Annotated in this window: 16 protein-coding genes; 11 read left to right on the top strand and 5 right to left on the bottom strand. The window is 34.6% G+C overall.

Going from position 1 to position 16,422, the window contains the following annotated elements; translation table 11 throughout:
• Nucleotides 1–23: 23 nt before the first annotated feature.
• Nucleotides 24–845 (bottom strand): UDP-2,3-diacylglucosamine diphosphatase, encoded by an 822-nt coding sequence (locus IL45_RS04200; protein ID WP_036580726.1) that lies wholly within the window; start codon nucleotides 843–845, stop codon nucleotides 24–26.
• 173 nt (nucleotides 846–1,018) lie between these two features.
• On the opposite strand from IL45_RS04200, the gene mtaB reads away from it, so the two are divergent.
• From mtaB to IL45_RS04185, 3 genes are all read left to right on the top strand, one after another.
• Nucleotides 1,019–2,338: a tRNA (N(6)-L-threonylcarbamoyladenosine(37)-C(2))-methylthiotransferase MtaB gene (gene mtaB / locus IL45_RS04195; RefSeq protein WP_036580723.1), complete on the top strand. Its 1,320-nt coding sequence runs from the start codon at nucleotides 1,019–1,021 to the stop codon at nucleotides 2,336–2,338.
• A gap of 90 nt (nucleotides 2,339–2,428) precedes the next feature.
• Complete coding sequence (locus IL45_RS04190; RefSeq protein WP_036582000.1) at nucleotides 2,429–2,767, top strand: PadR family transcriptional regulator; 339 nt, start codon at nucleotides 2,429–2,431, stop codon at nucleotides 2,765–2,767.
• Nucleotides 2,764–3,468 carry a hypothetical protein gene (locus IL45_RS04185; RefSeq protein WP_036580721.1) on the top strand — a complete coding sequence of 235 codons (705 nt, stop codon included), beginning with the start codon at nucleotides 2,764–2,766 and terminating at the stop codon, nucleotides 3,466–3,468. Before IL45_RS04190 ends, IL45_RS04185 begins: the two co-directional genes overlap by 4 nt.
• A gap of 77 nt (nucleotides 3,469–3,545) precedes the next feature.
• Here the strand turns inward: IL45_RS04185 and IL45_RS04180 are convergent, their stop codons facing one another.
• The 3 genes from IL45_RS04180 to IL45_RS04170 form a co-directional block, all read right to left on the bottom strand.
• Entirely contained in the window at nucleotides 3,546–4,331 is a 786-nt protein-coding gene (locus IL45_RS04180; protein WP_036580718.1) for a hypothetical protein, read from the bottom strand.
• Between the two features lie 3 nt (nucleotides 4,332–4,334).
• Entirely contained in the window at nucleotides 4,335–4,793 is a 459-nt protein-coding gene (locus IL45_RS04175) for an energy transducer TonB (RefSeq protein WP_036580716.1), read from the bottom strand.
• A 118-nt stretch (nucleotides 4,794–4,911) separates the two neighbouring features.
• Nucleotides 4,912–5,691: a hypothetical protein gene (locus IL45_RS04170; RefSeq protein ID WP_036580713.1), complete on the bottom strand. Its 780-nt coding sequence runs from the start codon at nucleotides 5,689–5,691 to the stop codon at nucleotides 4,912–4,914.
• Between the two features lie 51 nt (nucleotides 5,692–5,742).
• Between IL45_RS04170 and aroC the strand changes: the two genes are divergently transcribed.
• The 8 genes from aroC to IL45_RS04130 all read left to right on the top strand — a co-directional run bounded on the left by aroC (nucleotide 5,743) and on the right by IL45_RS04130 (nucleotide 15,568).
• A complete protein-coding gene (aroC, locus tag IL45_RS04165; RefSeq protein ID WP_036580710.1) occupies nucleotides 5,743–6,807 on the top strand; it encodes a chorismate synthase in 1,065 nt (354 codons plus the stop codon).
• Between the two features lie 32 nt (nucleotides 6,808–6,839).
• The gene (locus IL45_RS04160; RefSeq protein ID WP_036580708.1) at nucleotides 6,840–8,168 is read left to right on the top strand and encodes a dicarboxylate/amino acid:cation symporter; all 1,329 of its coding nucleotides are present in this window, start codon (nucleotides 6,840–6,842) and stop codon (nucleotides 8,166–8,168) included.
• Nucleotides 8,169–8,271: 103 nt separating this feature from the next.
• Nucleotides 8,272–10,200: a Calx-beta domain-containing protein gene (locus tag IL45_RS04155; RefSeq protein WP_036580706.1), complete on the top strand. Its 1,929-nt coding sequence runs from the start codon at nucleotides 8,272–8,274 to the stop codon at nucleotides 10,198–10,200.
• Between the two features lies 1 nt (nucleotide 10,201).
• On the top strand, nucleotides 10,202–11,080 hold the full coding sequence (locus IL45_RS04150) for a hypothetical protein (protein ID WP_036580703.1): 879 nt from the start codon (nucleotides 10,202–10,204) through the stop codon (nucleotides 11,078–11,080).
• 119 nt (nucleotides 11,081–11,199) lie between these two features.
• A complete protein-coding gene (gene gshB / locus IL45_RS04145; RefSeq protein ID WP_081866528.1) occupies nucleotides 11,200–12,231 on the top strand; it encodes a glutathione synthase in 1,032 nt (343 codons plus the stop codon).
• 16 nt (nucleotides 12,232–12,247) lie between these two features.
• On the top strand, nucleotides 12,248–13,060 hold the full coding sequence (locus IL45_RS04140; RefSeq protein ID WP_235183317.1) for an N-formylglutamate amidohydrolase: 813 nt from the start codon (nucleotides 12,248–12,250) through the stop codon (nucleotides 13,058–13,060).
• Nucleotides 13,035–14,216, top strand: coding sequence for a flavohemoglobin expression-modulating QEGLA motif protein (locus IL45_RS04135; protein WP_081866527.1), 1,182 nt, complete (start codon nucleotides 13,035–13,037; stop codon nucleotides 14,214–14,216). The genes IL45_RS04140 and IL45_RS04135 overlap by 26 nt, the downstream gene beginning before the upstream one ends.
• Nucleotides 14,216–15,568, top strand: coding sequence for a hypothetical protein (locus tag IL45_RS04130; protein WP_036580695.1), 1,353 nt, complete (start codon nucleotides 14,216–14,218; stop codon nucleotides 15,566–15,568). The genes IL45_RS04135 and IL45_RS04130 overlap by 1 nt, the downstream gene beginning before the upstream one ends.
• Here the strand turns inward: IL45_RS04130 and IL45_RS04125 are convergent.
• Entirely contained in the window at nucleotides 15,565–16,356 is a 792-nt protein-coding gene (locus IL45_RS04125) for a DUF3050 domain-containing protein (protein WP_036580693.1), read from the bottom strand. The two genes, IL45_RS04130 and IL45_RS04125, sit on opposite strands and share 4 nt — an antisense overlap.
• Between the last annotated feature and the right edge of the window lie 66 nt (nucleotides 16,357–16,422).

The following is a 16,422-nucleotide window of genomic DNA, read 5'->3' as shown; positions in this document are numbered from 1 at the left end:
ATACTTTAACTCTTATTTTTTAATCAATTTTGAGTTACTAAATGAATGAGCGATGCGGCGTCTGGGATATGTAGACTTTCTTCTTCAGAATTTTTGGAATGTTCTTCTGGCTGGCAAGTGATAATATCCCATTGTTGATTGTGATATTCTAATGCGGTTAAATTTTCTACCCAATCGCCACTGTTGAGGTATAAGGTGCTTCCTTTGGCATTAGTGATGACCCTTTTTTGAGGTTGATGTATGTGACCACAAATAACAGCGTCGTAACCGTTTTCGATGGCTAAATCTGTAGCTGTTTCTTCAAAATCAGTGATGAATTTAACAGCTCCTTTTACTGATTTTTTAATCTTTTGAGAAAGTGAATATCTGTCTTTGCCCATTTTAAGTAAAAACCAATTGATTATTTGATTGATTAAAATCAGTAGGTCATAGCCCCAACCACCCAATTTTGCAAGCCACTTACTGTGTTGAATGGATGCGTCAAAAACATCGCCATGAAATATCCATATTTTTTGCTGATTCAATTCTAGTACTAGTTTATCCACTAAGGTAATATTCCCTAAAATGGTAGGCGAGAATTTGCGTAACATCTCGTCATGATTACCAGTGATATAAGTGACTACAGTTCCTTTACTGGCCATGTTTATAATGGTTTTTAAAACCTTTAAATGCGACTGCGGGAAATATCTTTTTCTAAACTGCCAGATGTCAATGATATCACCATTTAGGATTAATTGCTCTGGTTTAATGGATTTTAAGTAAGCGTTAAGCTCTCTTGCATGACAACCATAGGTGCCTAGATGGACATCTGATATGACAACTATTTTAACGGGTCTTTTTTTCAAGGCTACTCTGTTTGTTCAAAGAAATTATTTCCTTAACGATTCTGTATTAACCTAAGATTAAATGATAGTTAGCATTTAAAGAATAATTTATCGCAACAACTCAATAAGGCTAAGAGTATTAACAGATACCTAACGAATACTTCTTATCTTTGCCGGCCTATTTAATTACCTCTATGTCTACAGAAATCGCTACAAAATCTGTTGCTTTTTATACGCTAGGTTGTAAACTCAACTTTAGTGAAACCAGTACTATTGCTCGTAGTTTTGAGCAAGAAGGATTTGAGCGCGTTGATTTTGAAAAACGTGCAGATATTTATGTAATCAATACCTGTAGTGTTACAGAAAATGCAGATAAGCGTTTTAAATCTATCGTTAAGAAAGCACAACAAGTTAATGAAGATGCTTTTACTATTGCTGTAGGTTGCTATGCACAGTTAAAGCCAGAAGAATTAGCAGCTGTAGATGGTGTAGATCTCGTTCTAGGAGCTACAGAAAAATTTAAAATTACAGATTACCTTAATCAGCTCAGTAAAGAAGAGCCTACTCAGGTTCATTCTTGTGAGATTGATGAGGCAGACTTTTATGTAGGGTCTTATTCTATAGGCGATCGTACTCGTGCTTTTCTAAAAGTACAAGATGGTTGTGATTATAAATGTACTTATTGTACTATTCCATTAGCTCGTGGTATATCAAGAAGTGATACACTAGAAAACGTGATGGAAAATGCTCGGTTAATATCTGAGCAAGGTATTAAAGAGATCGTGCTTACCGGAGTGAACATAGGAGATTATGGTAAAGGCGAGTTTGGGAATAAAAGACATGAGCACACTTTTCTAGATCTGGTTCACGCACTTGACACAGTCAACGGAATCGAGCGATTGCGTATTTCTTCAATAGAACCTAATCTTTTAAAGAACGAAACCATAGAATTTGTGTCTGGAGCAAATGCTTTTGTACCACACTTTCACATACCGCTTCAAGCTGGTAATAACGAGTTGTTGGGTAAGATGAAACGTCGTTATAATCGCGAACTTTATGTAGATCGAGTTACTAAAATTAAAGAAGTCATGCCAGATTGCTGTATAGGTGTGGACGTAATTGTAGGTTTCCCTGGCGAGACTGACGACCATTTTCTAGATACCTATAACTTCTTAAGTAATTTGAATATTTCTTATTTACACGTCTTTACTTATTCTGAGCGTGATAACACTGAAGCTGCTACTATGGAAGGTGTTGTGCCTAAAAAAGTACGTGCAAAGCGTTCAAAGATGTTGCGTGGACTATCTGTAAAGAAACGTCGTGCGTTTTATGAAAGCCAGTTAGGTAAGACTAAAACGGTTCTTTGGGAAGCAGAGAATAAAGAAGGATTTATTCAAGGGTTTACAGAAAACTATGTAAAGGTAAAAACTTACTGGAACCCAGAATTAGTGAATGAACTTCAAACAGTAACGCTAGATGTTATTGATGAAGATGGACTGGTGAGAATCGTTTAGAATCTTTATGACGCTTTCGCGGAAGCGTAAAATCACAGATTTATTTGTTTACTTAAGAATCTTATGTATATTTACATAAGAACTTTAGGTATGTCTACATCACAATTGTATCGAGGAAGTCTCACCACCATAATTCTCAAGTTACTCGAGGAAAATGGAGAAATGTACGGTTATGAAATCACTCAACGAGTTAAAGAATTAACGCAAGGTGATTTAGAAATTAAAGAAGGAGCGCTGTATCCATCATTACATAAAATGGAAGCGGCAGGATATCTTACCGTTACTGCAAAGAAAGTAGATAATCGAGTACGCAAGTATTATGATATCACACCAGCAGGAAAAGAAGAGACCGTTAACAGGCTTGCAGAACTAGATGAGTTTCTAGCAAACATGCAACGTATTATTAATCCTAAACTAAGTTTTGAATGAAATTAAACGACTCTCAAATAGAAGATTTATATGCTTTTACTAGAAAGCACTATGTTGAGTATTATGATTTACAAACAGAGCTTGTGGATCATCTTGCAAATGCAATCGAAGACCAATGGGAATTAAAACCTCATTTATCCTTTGAAGATGCGCTGCAAATAGAGTTTAAGAAATTTGGTGTGTTCGGGTTTATGGAAGTCGTCGAAGAACGACAAAAAGTGCTATCCAAAAAATATTCTAAGTTGATTTGGAAACATTTAAAGGAGTATTTTAAGTTGCCCAAAATCATTCTACTTATAAGTTTGACCGTAGGGTTATACTACCTTATAGAACTGGCTATTGTGGACAGATCTGTATTAACAATTCTACTTGCATTATCCTTGATAGCTTATGTTGTAGATGCCATAATTCATATTAAAATAAATAAGGCCAAAAAGAATAGTGGTGAAAAGAAATGGATGTTTGAAGAGATTATACGTCAGTATGGTAGTGGATTGTGGTTGTTTTTTGTTCCTATACAAGGAATCAATATTTTGAACTTAAGTGGTGTCGATTTTGTAGAAAATAGTCCTGTATTTATTGCGGTCTTCAGTTTTGTTTTTGTTTTATTGCTCATGACTTGCTATATCATACAATTTGAAATTCCTAAAAAGGCAGAGCAGTACTTAGAAGAAACTTATCCAGAGTACAAACTTGTATAATAAAGACTATTGTTAAAGCATAAAAAAAGTCCTTTTCATTTTTGAAAAGGACTTTTATATATGATAATAAGTTGAACTTAGTTAACTGTATAAATTGTTAAGTCTTGAGTGGTTAAAACACTTGCACTTTGTGGTACAGGTAGATTAACACCTAATGAAGAAAAATCCTCAAGCATATAGTCTAATTGATTATCAGACTTTACTAGTCCTATATCTTGTGCCCAGTAATTATCTACGACCATGACATCTTGAGCGGCTAATAAAGTAATCGTCTGTGAAATAGGACCTATAGCAATATCAGTAGTGATGTTTACATTAATAATAAGTTGTGAATGTAGTAAATCTGTAAATGTTCCTGCAGGAACTGCAATACTAGATTGATCTGCTAGTTGAACTGTAGAAACTTCATAATTAATATCTAAATCATACCCATCTACCGTTTCTGTAAACGTACCAGAAGTTGTGTAAAGCTCTTCATTATTATTAGCGTTTTGATCATATAATATACCATCTACGATATCAATAGAGAAATCACCAACACCTTGAAAATCAAAACCGATAGTTCCGTTACCGATTAATTGCCCATTTACAGCAGTTAATTCACCACTTGAAAGTACACCAGTCATTAATCCAGCAGGAACTGCAGGATTTGCAGTTAGTGTATAATTTGAACCTGAAACAGAACTTACCGTCAGTTCATCACTAGAACTATCAGTTCCAGTAGCAACATCATAAGTCCATGTATTATTGGTTGCTAGTGGTAGATAACTAAAGTTATCATTGCTGCGTCCAGTATCATCACTTTCTGTACAGGAAATGACGGCAACACTAGCAATACAAATCAAAGCAATCTTCTTGAACATTTTTTAATTATTTTGTGGTTGAGAAGGAGCTATAAGAGTATTAGATATCTTCTTTTTTGCAGGCTCTACGATAAGAGGTAATGTATATGTAACTGCCTTAGATTCACCTTTCATAGTTCCTGGAGTCACTTTAGGTAATAAAGAAAAAATCCTTACAACTTCTTCTTTAATATCATCATTAAGAGCTTTAACTTTTACATCTGTAAAATCACCATCTGTAGTAATAGTAAATTGAACAACAACTTGTTGTTTACTCAATAAACTAGAAGTAATTTTACTATTAAAGTTCTTAGTAATTGCTTCTTGTAATTTAGCCTGGAAACATTCTTTGTCACCATTATTGCAACCAGGATAAGTAGGTGCTTTTTCAATTACTGCATACGATACATCTTTAGCCTCTTGGACTTGAGCTGTAAGAGTAATACTTGAGAATACAGCTATAAAGAATATTATTTTTTTCATGTTATTTATTTATGGGATAAAGATATCATTTTTTGAAGGCTTTACTAGAGATTCAACTTTAAGCAATTATGATTAAGACGAACAGGCTTAATTAATCGTTGAAAAACTAATTTTTTTATTAATCAACAGTAAATCGTATAGGAATAGTATAAGATACAACAGTTTTTTCTCCATTTGTGTATCCAGGTGTTACCTGTGGTAACTGCGCCATAACTCGATGAGCTTCTAGATTTAAAAACTTATTTTTACCAGTAGCCCTAATCTTACTAATATGTCCAGTAGTGTCAATTTCATAATTAACATATGATCTTATAAATCCAGTATTAGAAGTCACTTGGGCAATATCCACATCTATAGTACGTACGATATGTTTTGCAACACCGCGAGACATACATTTGTTCCATGTTTCTTGTGGTAAAGTTTCGCAACCAGGAAACATAGGAGGAACTTCAATTACCTTAATTGCATTTTTAAATTCAGTAGAGTCTTTTAGCCGATTTATTTCGTTTAGTAACGGTGCTTTCTTCTCATTATTAATTAACATTAATTGTCGCGCTTTATTCTTTTCACTAGCACTAGCATCAGTAGCATTGATAATATTTTGATAAATGATGTTTGCTTCTTCTTTTTCACCAGTTACTTGCAATATCATTGCTTTGTAACGCTGTGGAGTATAGTCACCATTATTGAGTTGTAATGCCGTCATATGGTCAATGTTTAGGATAGCGCTAGAGTACTTTTCTCTTCCTATTAATTCTTTGGCATTTTGAAATCGATCACGATATTCTTGATCGTCAGATTTTTCTGAATTCTTACCGTTTTGACTCATTCCAGATTTTTGAGAGCCACAAGCGATTGATAATATAATTAGAGCGGTTAGCAGTATCGTTTTTTTCATTGTATGAATTTGAACTCAAAGTTATGAATATGTCTGACTATATTTGCGCATATGGCAGGAAATACATTTGGTACTTTATTTAAACTTACTACTTATGGTGAGTCACACGGTATCGCAATAGGAGGAATTATAGACGGCTGTCCAGCTGGTTTAACACTAGATATGGAAGCTATTCAACGAGATCTGGATAGACGTAAACCAGGTCAAAGCAAAATCGTAACTCAGCGCAAAGAATCTGATACCGTACAGTTTATGTCTGGTATCTTTGAAGGTGTAACCACCGGTACACCTATAGGTTTTCAAATAGTCAATGAGAATCAAAAATCTAAAGATTACTCACATATTAAGGATACGTATAGACCTAGTCATGCAGATAAAGTGTATGATGATAAATACGGTGTGCGCGATTATCGTGGTGGTGGACGCAGTAGTGCTCGAGAAACGGCAAGTAGAGTAGTGGCTGGTGCCATTGCAAAACAACTATTGAGCTCCTTTAAAATTAATGCTTTTACCAGTAGTGTTGGTGATTTATTTATTGATAAACCATACCAAGACCTTGATTTTAATGAGATTGAAAATAATGCAGTGAGATGTCCTGATTCCGCTTTCGCGAAAGCGTTTGAAGAAAAAATAATGCAAGTAAGAAAGGCAGGAGATACTATAGGTGGAACAATTACTTGTGTGATTCAAAACGTGCCAAGTGGTCTAGGAGAACCTGTGTTTGATAAACTCCATGCAGATCTTGCCAAAGCAATGTTATCCATCAATGCCGTGAAAGGATTTGAATATGGAAGTGGATTTTGTGGCGCTAAAATGAAAGGAAGTGATCATAATGATTTATATAATGAAGATGGTACGACTCAAACTAATTTAAGTGGTGGAATTCAAGGTGGTATTTCTAATGGTATGGATATCTATTTTAGAGTTGCCTTTAAACCAGTAGCCACTTTAATTCAAAATCAAGAAACAATTAATAGTGCTGGTGAAAAAGTGATGATGCAAGGTAAAGGTAGACACGATCCTTGTGTGGTGCCACGAGCTGTACCTATCGTTGAAGCGATGGCCGCACTGGTTATGGCAGATCATTTTATAAGAGCAAGAACTACAAGATTATAAAATATTATATTCGAACAGAATTAAAAGAATACATGAAGAAACTAGCACTACACTGGCAAATCTTAATAGGAATGGTTCTCGGAATCGTTTTTGGTCTAATTATGACTCAAGTAGATTGGGGAAAAGAATTTGTAGGTGACTGGATCAATCCGTTTGGGACCATATTTGTTAATTTATTGAAACTTATTGCGGTACCGTTAATTCTAGCTTCCTTAATCAAAGGAATCTCCGATTTAAAAGACATTGCAAAATTCCGTAATATGGGATTGCGCACGATAGTAATATATATATGTACAACTGTTATCGCAATTTCAGTAGGTCTAGGATTAGTCAATCTATTTGCACCTGGTGATGGTATCTCTAAAGAAACCATTACAAAACTAAGCTCTACCTATGAAGGTAATTCTAATATAGCAGGTAAACTAGCAACTGCTGCTCAGACTAAAGACTCTGGTCCTTTACAAGCGCTAGTAGATATGGTGCCTAGTAATGCAGTCGCAGCAATGTCTAATAATAGTTTAATGCTGCAAGTTATTTTCTTTGCGATATTCTTAGGGATATCAATGCTGTTAATAGGAGAGAAGAAGGCAGAGCCTCTAAAAAACTTCTTTGATAGTTTAAATGATGTTGTCTTAAAAATGGTTGATTTGATCATGCTTTTTGCTCCATTTGCAGTATTTGCATTACTAGCAAATGTAGTTGTTAGTGCAGATGATCCAGAGGTATTGCTAGCACTTTTATTTTATGCACTTACTGTAGTAGCTGGGTTGCTTATTATGATTGTAATTTACTGTTTGATATTTGCTCTATATGTAAAAAAATCACCTTTTTGGTTTCTACAAAAAATTGCTCCAGCTCAATTACTAGCTTTTTCAACTAGTTCTAGTGCTGCAACGTTACCAGTTACCATGGAGCGTGTAGAAGAACATATGGGTGTAGAGAAAGAAGTATCCAGTTTTGTTTTACCAGTTGGTGCTACTATCAACATGGATGGTACCAGTTTATATCAAGCTGTAGCAGCTGTTTTCGTTTGTCAGGCTTTAGATATAGATTTAAGCTTCAGTGCTCAATTGACTATTATTTTAACAGCGTTATTAGCTTCAATAGGTAGTGCAGCAGTTCCTGGTGCAGGAATGGTGATGCTTGTAATTGTACTGGAGTCTATTGATTTTCCTAGTGAATTATTACCAGTAGCTCTTGCATTAATTTTTGCGGTAGATAGACCTTTAGATATGTTGCGAACTACAGTTAATGTGACTGGAGATGCGACAGTAGCCTCTATTGTTGCAAAATCTCTTGGGAAATTCGGTAAACCACATGTAGAGAATTGGGATGATAACCTAGACGATGTAACTTCTTAACGTTATGTTAATAAAAATTTAGGTATTTCACCGATTTGTTAAAGCCAAAATAACAATGAAGTAAAACTAAATAGGTACTTTTAAAACACTAAAGCACCTATCTATGAAAGTTTTACGTATATTCCTATTGTGCTTATTTGCATTTAATTACAGCTATTCGCAGGTAGGTATAGGTACGGAAACACCTGATCCTGCAGCAATATTAGATGTACGTTCTGAAATCAGCCCAGGAGTTTATGGTGGATTAAAATTACCGACGCTTACTCTCGCACAAAGAGCAACTATAACAGCACCAATACCAGATGGTTTAATGATTTACCTGAGCGATGGGAACAATCGTTGTTTGCAGGTTTATGATGGCACACGTAGTCAATGGATGGATTGGTATTGCATGAATGAATTGCCAGAGGCATCACTTGTAGATTTTACAGGTACATTAGAAGTAGATGAAACATTAACGAGTAGCTATACATACACCGATGGTGAGAATGATACAGAATCTGGAACTTCTTATCAATGGTATCGTGCAGACGATGCAACTGGAACTAATGTTATGGCTATTCCAGGAGCAACCGCAGCTACTTATTTGACCACTACCGCAGATGGTAATTTTTATGTTGCAGTAGGAGTAACTCCTCGAGCAAGTAGTGGAGCTAGTCCAGGTATTGAAGCTTTAAGTCCTTATAGAGAAATAGAATTCAAACAGACAGAAATAGAGTTTGCTATAGCTTCTAGTACTATTCCAGAAGATGATGTGAGGACAATCAATATAAATGTTCTCAATCCTAGTCCGACAGTTGCAACAACTGTTGAGGTCAATTTAAATGCTGCAAGTACTGTCGGTGGTTTAGGTACAGATTATGATATCGATAATAACAGTGTAGCGGTCACTGCTTTTCCTTTCACCATAACCATTCCTGCAGGAACAACAACTGCTAGTTTTGATGTATACGCTTATGCAGATGATAATAACGCTGTAGATGAAATGTTGCAATTAGATTTACAAAACCCTAGTGGTGGTATAAATCCGATTATAGGTACGGTAAATTCGCACTCAGTAACTTTTATCGATGATGACAGTGCGACTGAAGTTGCTTTTGATTCTATCACCTATTCAGAAGTGGAAAACGGATTAGTAGGTTCTATAGATATTAATATCATTAATCCTTCAGCTATAACAGCTACCACAGTTGAGGTAGCTCTTAATGCATCATCTACAGCAACTAATGGAGTTGATTATGACACGGGTACTATAGGAACAGCACTAGCTTTTCCTATCACAATAACATTTCCTGCTAATACGAGTGCTTCACAACAAATAGATTTCTTCATTACAAATGATCTCATTTCTGAAGGTAACGAAACAATCGTACTTGATTTACAAAATATTTCTGGTGGAGTAAGTGCCATTATAGGTACCAATGCATCTACTACATTTACTATAGTAGATGATGAGGTGCCTGTCTTTTTGATTAACGAAGATTTTGAAACTGAAGGTGCCGGAACCAGATATACTACTTCTACAACAGAGTATACAGATAGTAACGATGACTATTTTATTAGAACAAACGGAAGTAATATTGATCAATCGTTTACAAATGTTTCAGGTTCATACTTTGCTGCACAAGATATTGATAGTGAAGGAGCAAATTCAAATCAACAATTAACCTTTACCAGTATTACAAGTAGTCAGACCTCACTCTCATATTCGATAGATGTTGCTAAGACTGCTGGTAATGGTTGGGATGGAGTTGATTTTTTTCAAATACAATATCGTTTAGATGGTTCTGGGCCTTGGACATCAAATGTTGTATTTGCTGTGGAATCTTTAAATGGATCTAATAATGTCCCGAGAGTTGATCAAAACCTAAATGGTCAAGGCGTTTCTCCAGAGCCAGCATTAACGAGTTCTTTTACCACTTATACTGGAACTTTTACAACAGCAGCTCACGCTACAATTGAATTTCGATTTGAGTTTGATCTTAATTCTGGTGATGAAGATATAGCTGTAGACAACTTTATAATTCAATAAAATGAAGATAACAGTCACTTTTTTATTGTTATTAAGTTTGACAATCAATGCACAAGTTGGTATTAATACTGATTTACCTAATGCAGCATCTGCTCTAGATATTTATGGTCAAAATACCGTAGGATATGGTGGACTGTCGATACCTCTTGTGACAGAATCTCAGAGAGGTCTAATTACAACTACACTTCAATCTGAAGGAACCATAGTTTTTGTGTCTTATACCAGTGGCGTTAGATGTCTTGAGGTTTATGATGGTTTACAAGACGTCTGGCAAAAAATAAACTGTCTTAATTTAGATCCTATTATATTATACTCAGAGGATTTTGAAAGTTATTCTTCTGGTACTGGAATCAATGGTTCTGGAGATTCAGGTGATTATCCTGCGTCAGTTTCTAAATGGACTTTAAATGATATATACGGCTCACTAGCATCGTCAGATTATGTAGAGACACAATCAGGTGTATTGGAAATTAACGATACTAATGGACCTATTGAACTAGATACTCAATCCATTAACATTAGTGGTTACTCTAATATATCGTTTAGCATTGATTTAAGTGGAACAGGTGAGTTAGAATATAATCCATCTTTACATAGCACTGATGATACTAATACGGTTAACGATTATATAGATGTATCATATTCCATCGATGGCGGCGCATTTGTAACCATTACCGATTTTAATGGTAATGGTACAACACACCATACCTTAATACCTTATTATGTTAGTGGTGGAGCAGGAAGTGCACCTTTCTTCCCAGATGATACCGTAACCCTAACAGGTTTAAGTGGATCTACTCTAGTCATCAGGGTAAGGTTTCAAAACTGGTCTGGAGATGAATTTTTCTATGTTGACAATATCATCGTTACCGGTAATTAAGCTCTAGGTTTTTTTAAGCTTAGATACTGCTGTTAAAAAAGCCTTATTATTCTATTACTACTCTGGTTACTATCAGATTTTCTTCTTAGTTTTAAACACTACCAACTAAAAATCAAAACATGAATATTTGTTTCATTATGTATCCGTGGGACGAGATACAACCAGAACACGATTCTACACTAGCGATAATTCATGAATGTGTAAAGCGTGGCCATAAAGTAGCCGTTGCCACACCTGCTAATCTTACCATTAGAGACAGTATTGCATATGCTTTTTCTAGTGTTATTAAGAAGATGGATAAGGTGCCTGCACAATTTAAGTCTTTTTATAAGCAAGTAGAGCTTAAAGAAAAAATGTTACCTCTCGCAGGCTTTGATATTATAATGATGAGAGCAAATCCACCGTTAGATCCGATAGCCTTAAACTTTTTAGACTCTGTTAAGGATGATGTGTTTATTGTTAACGATATAGAAGGACTACGAGAAGCAAATAACAAATTATATACTGCTTGCTTTGAAGATCCTAATAATGAGATTATTCCAGCAACACATGTTTCAAAAAACAAAGAGTACCTAAAAAGTGTTATAAAAGACAATCCTAAAGAACGTATGATTATGAAACCACTAAATGGTTTCGGTGGTAGTGGCGTTATTATGATTGAGAAAAATGCAATGCATAATGTGAACTCTTTGCTAGATTTTTATATAGATAATAAAGATGGCAGCACTAATTATGTCATTCTTCAAGATTATATAGAAGGAGCAGATCAAGGAGATACACGTATTTTATTACTTAATGGTAAGCCTATAGGAGCTGTTAAGCGTGTGCCTGGAGACGAAGATCATCGCTCAAACATTAGCGCTGGTGGTACTTTTCAACGACATCAATTAACTAAAGCAGAAAAGAATCTATGTAATAAAATAGGTCCTAAACTTATAAAGGATGGACTTTATTTTGTTGGTATAGATGTTATTAACGGTATGTTAGTAGAGGTAAATGTAATGTCACCAGGTGGTATTACCTATATTAATAAAGTTTCTAAAGTAAAACTTCAATGTAAAGTTGTAGACTTTTTTGAAGAAGTAGTCGGAGAAAAAATACTGGCTTCAGAGAGAAGAGATAAATTAAAAAGCTCTATACGCAATGCTTAAATTAAGTATCACTGAAATGCTCATGAAAATCGAGCGCGAAGAACGATTTCATGCTGTTGCTAGTGATTATTCTTTTTCTATCAAAATAGATAAGTATGTGCCTTTCGTTTGCGCTGCAGTGCATGATGGACATCACTTTAAAAAAGAACTATGGAAGGATTGTTTGCATACAGAATACGACCGCTGGTATGAAGAAGATCCTTGTACTGGTGACATGATTTCTGGGTTGCCCATTACGCTCATAGCTCACGATTCTAGATTTGAATATGACTTAAATAGAGACCCGTTAGAGGCTGTTTATGACAGTGCTTGGGGCAAAGAGTTATGGAGAAAACCGCTTTCGCGAAAGCAGAAAGATCAAGCTATATTAAGACATAATAATTTTTATAGAGTGGTACTGTCTTTGATAGTAAAACTAGAAGAAATGTTTGGGTCTACCGTTTTTTATGACGTACACTCCTATAACTGGAAAAGATGGGATCGTAAGGTACCTGTGTTCAACTTAGGAACTAAAAATATAGATCAGGACCGGTTTGTGCATGACATACAGCAATGGAAGGATATATTAGATAAAATAGAATTACCCATTGAGCAAGAGGTTAGTTGTGGTATCAATGATGTTTTTCAAGGAAATGGATATTTTTTAAAATACGTTACGTCTAACTCATTGAATACACTGGTTCTAGCTACTGAAATTGCTAAAGTATATTGTGATGAAGAAACAGGTGTGATATATCCCGATGTGGTCCACGCAGTAAAAGATCAATTTAAATACTATATACAAGCGCACGCGCATAGATTTTATGAAAGACATGAACGTATCGTTTAAAGAAGAAAAGCTTAATCAAGCTGCCATCTATGATATAGATGCTAACGTTCATAGATTAGTACGTAATATAGAGCTGCTGGCCTATATTAATCCTTTAAATATCGCTCAAGAGCGTAAGAACTTCTTTAAAGAAAAATTCAATTACCAACCTGATTTTAAGTATCGCAAGGTAAAATTTAAACCTTATAAACTTCATAGACTATTCTTCTCTCAACGATTAGAACGTATTGAAAATAATCAAATTCAAAGTTTGTATAAAGATATTATATACACATATAGTGGTCTTGTACAGTGTATTGAGACGATTAAAGAGCCAGGAAACAAATTTTATTTTAATAGTCTAAGATTCTTTGGAACGCCTACAGAAAAGATGGTAGATAATGCAAAGTTTATCTTGCATCATCAGGTGCCTGTTTCTGAAAAGGCTTTATTTGAAAAAACGTTATCTACTGAGGATGCGATTGAATATTTTAAAAACTTCAGAGACCAATACGGATTTGATTTTTCCATAAAAACTAGTACAGCGATGAGCGCTGCTGCTATGGTTTCTAACAACGAGCAAAGCTTATATCTCAAGAAAAATCAAAAATTTTCGCATCACGATCTTGAATTATTAGGTCATCATGAAATAGGAGTACACCTTGTCACAACATTTAATGCACTGGAACAACCGCTGAAAGTGTTTAGTAACGGTTTTCCTAATAATGTAGAAACTCAAGAAGGGCTTGCGGTCATGTCAGAATATTTAAGTGGTAATCTCACTATGACTCGATTACATGAACTAGCATATCGAGTGATTGCGGTAGATTCTCTTACCAAAGGTTACTCTTTTGCAGATACCTTTGATCTTATACATAATCAATATAAGTTACATAAAGAAAAAGCTTTTAATATCACCTTACGCGTGCATCGTGGTGGTGGTTTTACTAAAGATGCCTTATACTTATCGGGTCTTAAAAAAATATATGATCTGTACAAAGGTGGAAACTCACTAGATCATTTGATGATGGGAAAATGCTCACTAGAGTATGCTCCAGTAGTTAATGAGTTGTTGAATCAAGGACTAGCCATACCATCAAAATATAAATCCCTATCCCTGCAATTAGAGCCTGTCATTGATCCAACCATTGATTTTATTTTAAAAAATCTTAAATAATGAGATATCTCATACTGCTTTTTACATGTTTTTGCTTTTTAATAGCTCAATCTCAAAAGAAAGTTCCTGTAAACTTAACCTTTGAGTATACAGATACACTTACTGTTAACGAATTTGTCTGGGTAGGGCAACCAGGATTAGATTATGGTACCTCTCTAGAAGCTATGGAAAATGGCTATTTACCCTATGAAGGTTTTCAATATTTAAACTGGCTGAATCATAAAGTCCAGTTACATATAGAAGAGGAAGATACTTTTACCATTGTATTAGGTCAGGATTTTGATGAGTATAGTTTCTATTATGCTGGTGAGGTAGGAGCTATTAAAAACAATTATATTTTAGATAGAGTTCGATTATTACAAGAACTAGAAACAGATGTTTCTTTTCAAAAGTCAGATAGAGTACAGGCAAAGTTGTTATTAGAAGAGAAGAAGGACAGTATGCTATCCATAGCTGGATCCTTAGGGCTTACAGATTCTTTTATAAAGGATGAAAAGAAATACTGGAAGTATTATATCAATTACCACCACGTTTTTCATGATGTACTACGTAATGAAGACTTAGATTTTACATCACTAGACATATCTGATTTTCCTGAAATGGATTATGACAATCAAGAAGATCATTTTAATTATAGAGATTATTTAAAATTAAGCCTGGCTTACCATTATCTAAAAATTAATTCGCTGCAGGATTATGATAGTATGAAAGATGCAGTAAAAGATATTGATTCACGGATTCTTAAATTTAGTTTAATACCTATTTGGGCTGATCAGATTTATAAAAGAAATTCTCTTAGCGAGAATTACATGCGGTTAATTAACAGGTTTTCTAATTCACCTTATCATTACCAATCTGTAAAAGATATCTATAATAAAAGAAATAGGTTAACGCTGGGAGATCCCTTTCCTTTTCCTGAAACGACTGATTTTTATGATAAACCCATTGAGCTAGAGAAGGCTAAAGGTAAGCCAGCTTATATACTAATATATGCGCCAGAAGATGAGTATATTGATAACAACTTCCTAAAGTGGAATCAATTTTATTTACAACATCGAGATGAAGATGCCCGTTTTATTACTATCGGTCTAGGGACTGATAGAGTTAAGGCAGTTTTTAAGGATGTTTTTTTAAATTCTCAAATTGCAGGATCTCATTTAAGCACCAGTCCCAGAGAAGCTAGAAATATTTTAGAAAATCTAAGTATAGGTTATGTGCCTACCGTTATAAAGATAGATGAAAGCGGTAATATTATAGATTTTAATGTAAATGCTAACTTAAAAAAACTAAATCCTTTTCAAAGTCGTCCCATTATTTTAAGATGGCGATCTGAACTAGGAAAAAGCTTTTAGTGACTAAATGCTACTTGTGTTTTATTTAGTTTTATCTGATCGTTAATCGCATCCCATAACAGTATTCTTTTTTCTAATGCGAGTTTTGCCACAGTTAAGGTTTCTTCCCATTTAGACTTATCTATACCGCATAATTCCTTTATCATTAATAATGATAAAGGGCCATGTTCATCACCATCTAATTCGATATGTCTTTCTAGGTAATAGCGTAGTTTATTAAATTTATTATTATTTGCATCGGCACTTTTAAGGATTTCAATAAACATATCAGGTATAACATCTTCTCTTCCAAAAGTGAAAGCAGATGCAATTAAGTGCACTTTACCAGTGTTAATAATGTCAAATGTAAATTTTACAAATTCAAATACTTTATCATCGATTTGAGCCATTTTTAAGGATGATTCTATAGATGTACCAGATTGAATAGAATCTATAAACTCTTTAATCGCGGTAGTATCTGCACCAACCTGTTTCATTGCATCTAGATACATCTCAAAATGACTTTTAGCCTCACCTAGCTCATTAATATCACTTTCTTCACCATGTACTATCTCATTAATAAATCGTGCTAGAGTAGGGTTGTGAGCAGGTGTCCAAGGCGTAGAAACATTGGTAAGTTGAACCTGTAATGATTTCAATAATGACATAAAATCCCAAACAGCAAATACGTGATTCTCCATAAAAGCTCTAACATCATTCATATCAGACAGATGGTTATAGAGTTGATGTTGTTGCAGTTGATTTCTCAACTCAGAAATTTCGTTTTCGATATGTTGTATATAGTTCATTTGATCACATTGAATAATTACAAAAAAGTAGTTGTAAAAGGTGGTAGCAACTTACGTCTCGAATTA

The sequence above is a fragment of the Nonlabens ulvanivorans genome (assembly GCF_000732625.1).
Taxonomy (GTDB): domain Bacteria; phylum Bacteroidota; class Bacteroidia; order Flavobacteriales; family Flavobacteriaceae; genus Nonlabens; species Nonlabens ulvanivorans.
This window is presented reverse-complemented; position numbering and strand designations above follow the sequence as displayed.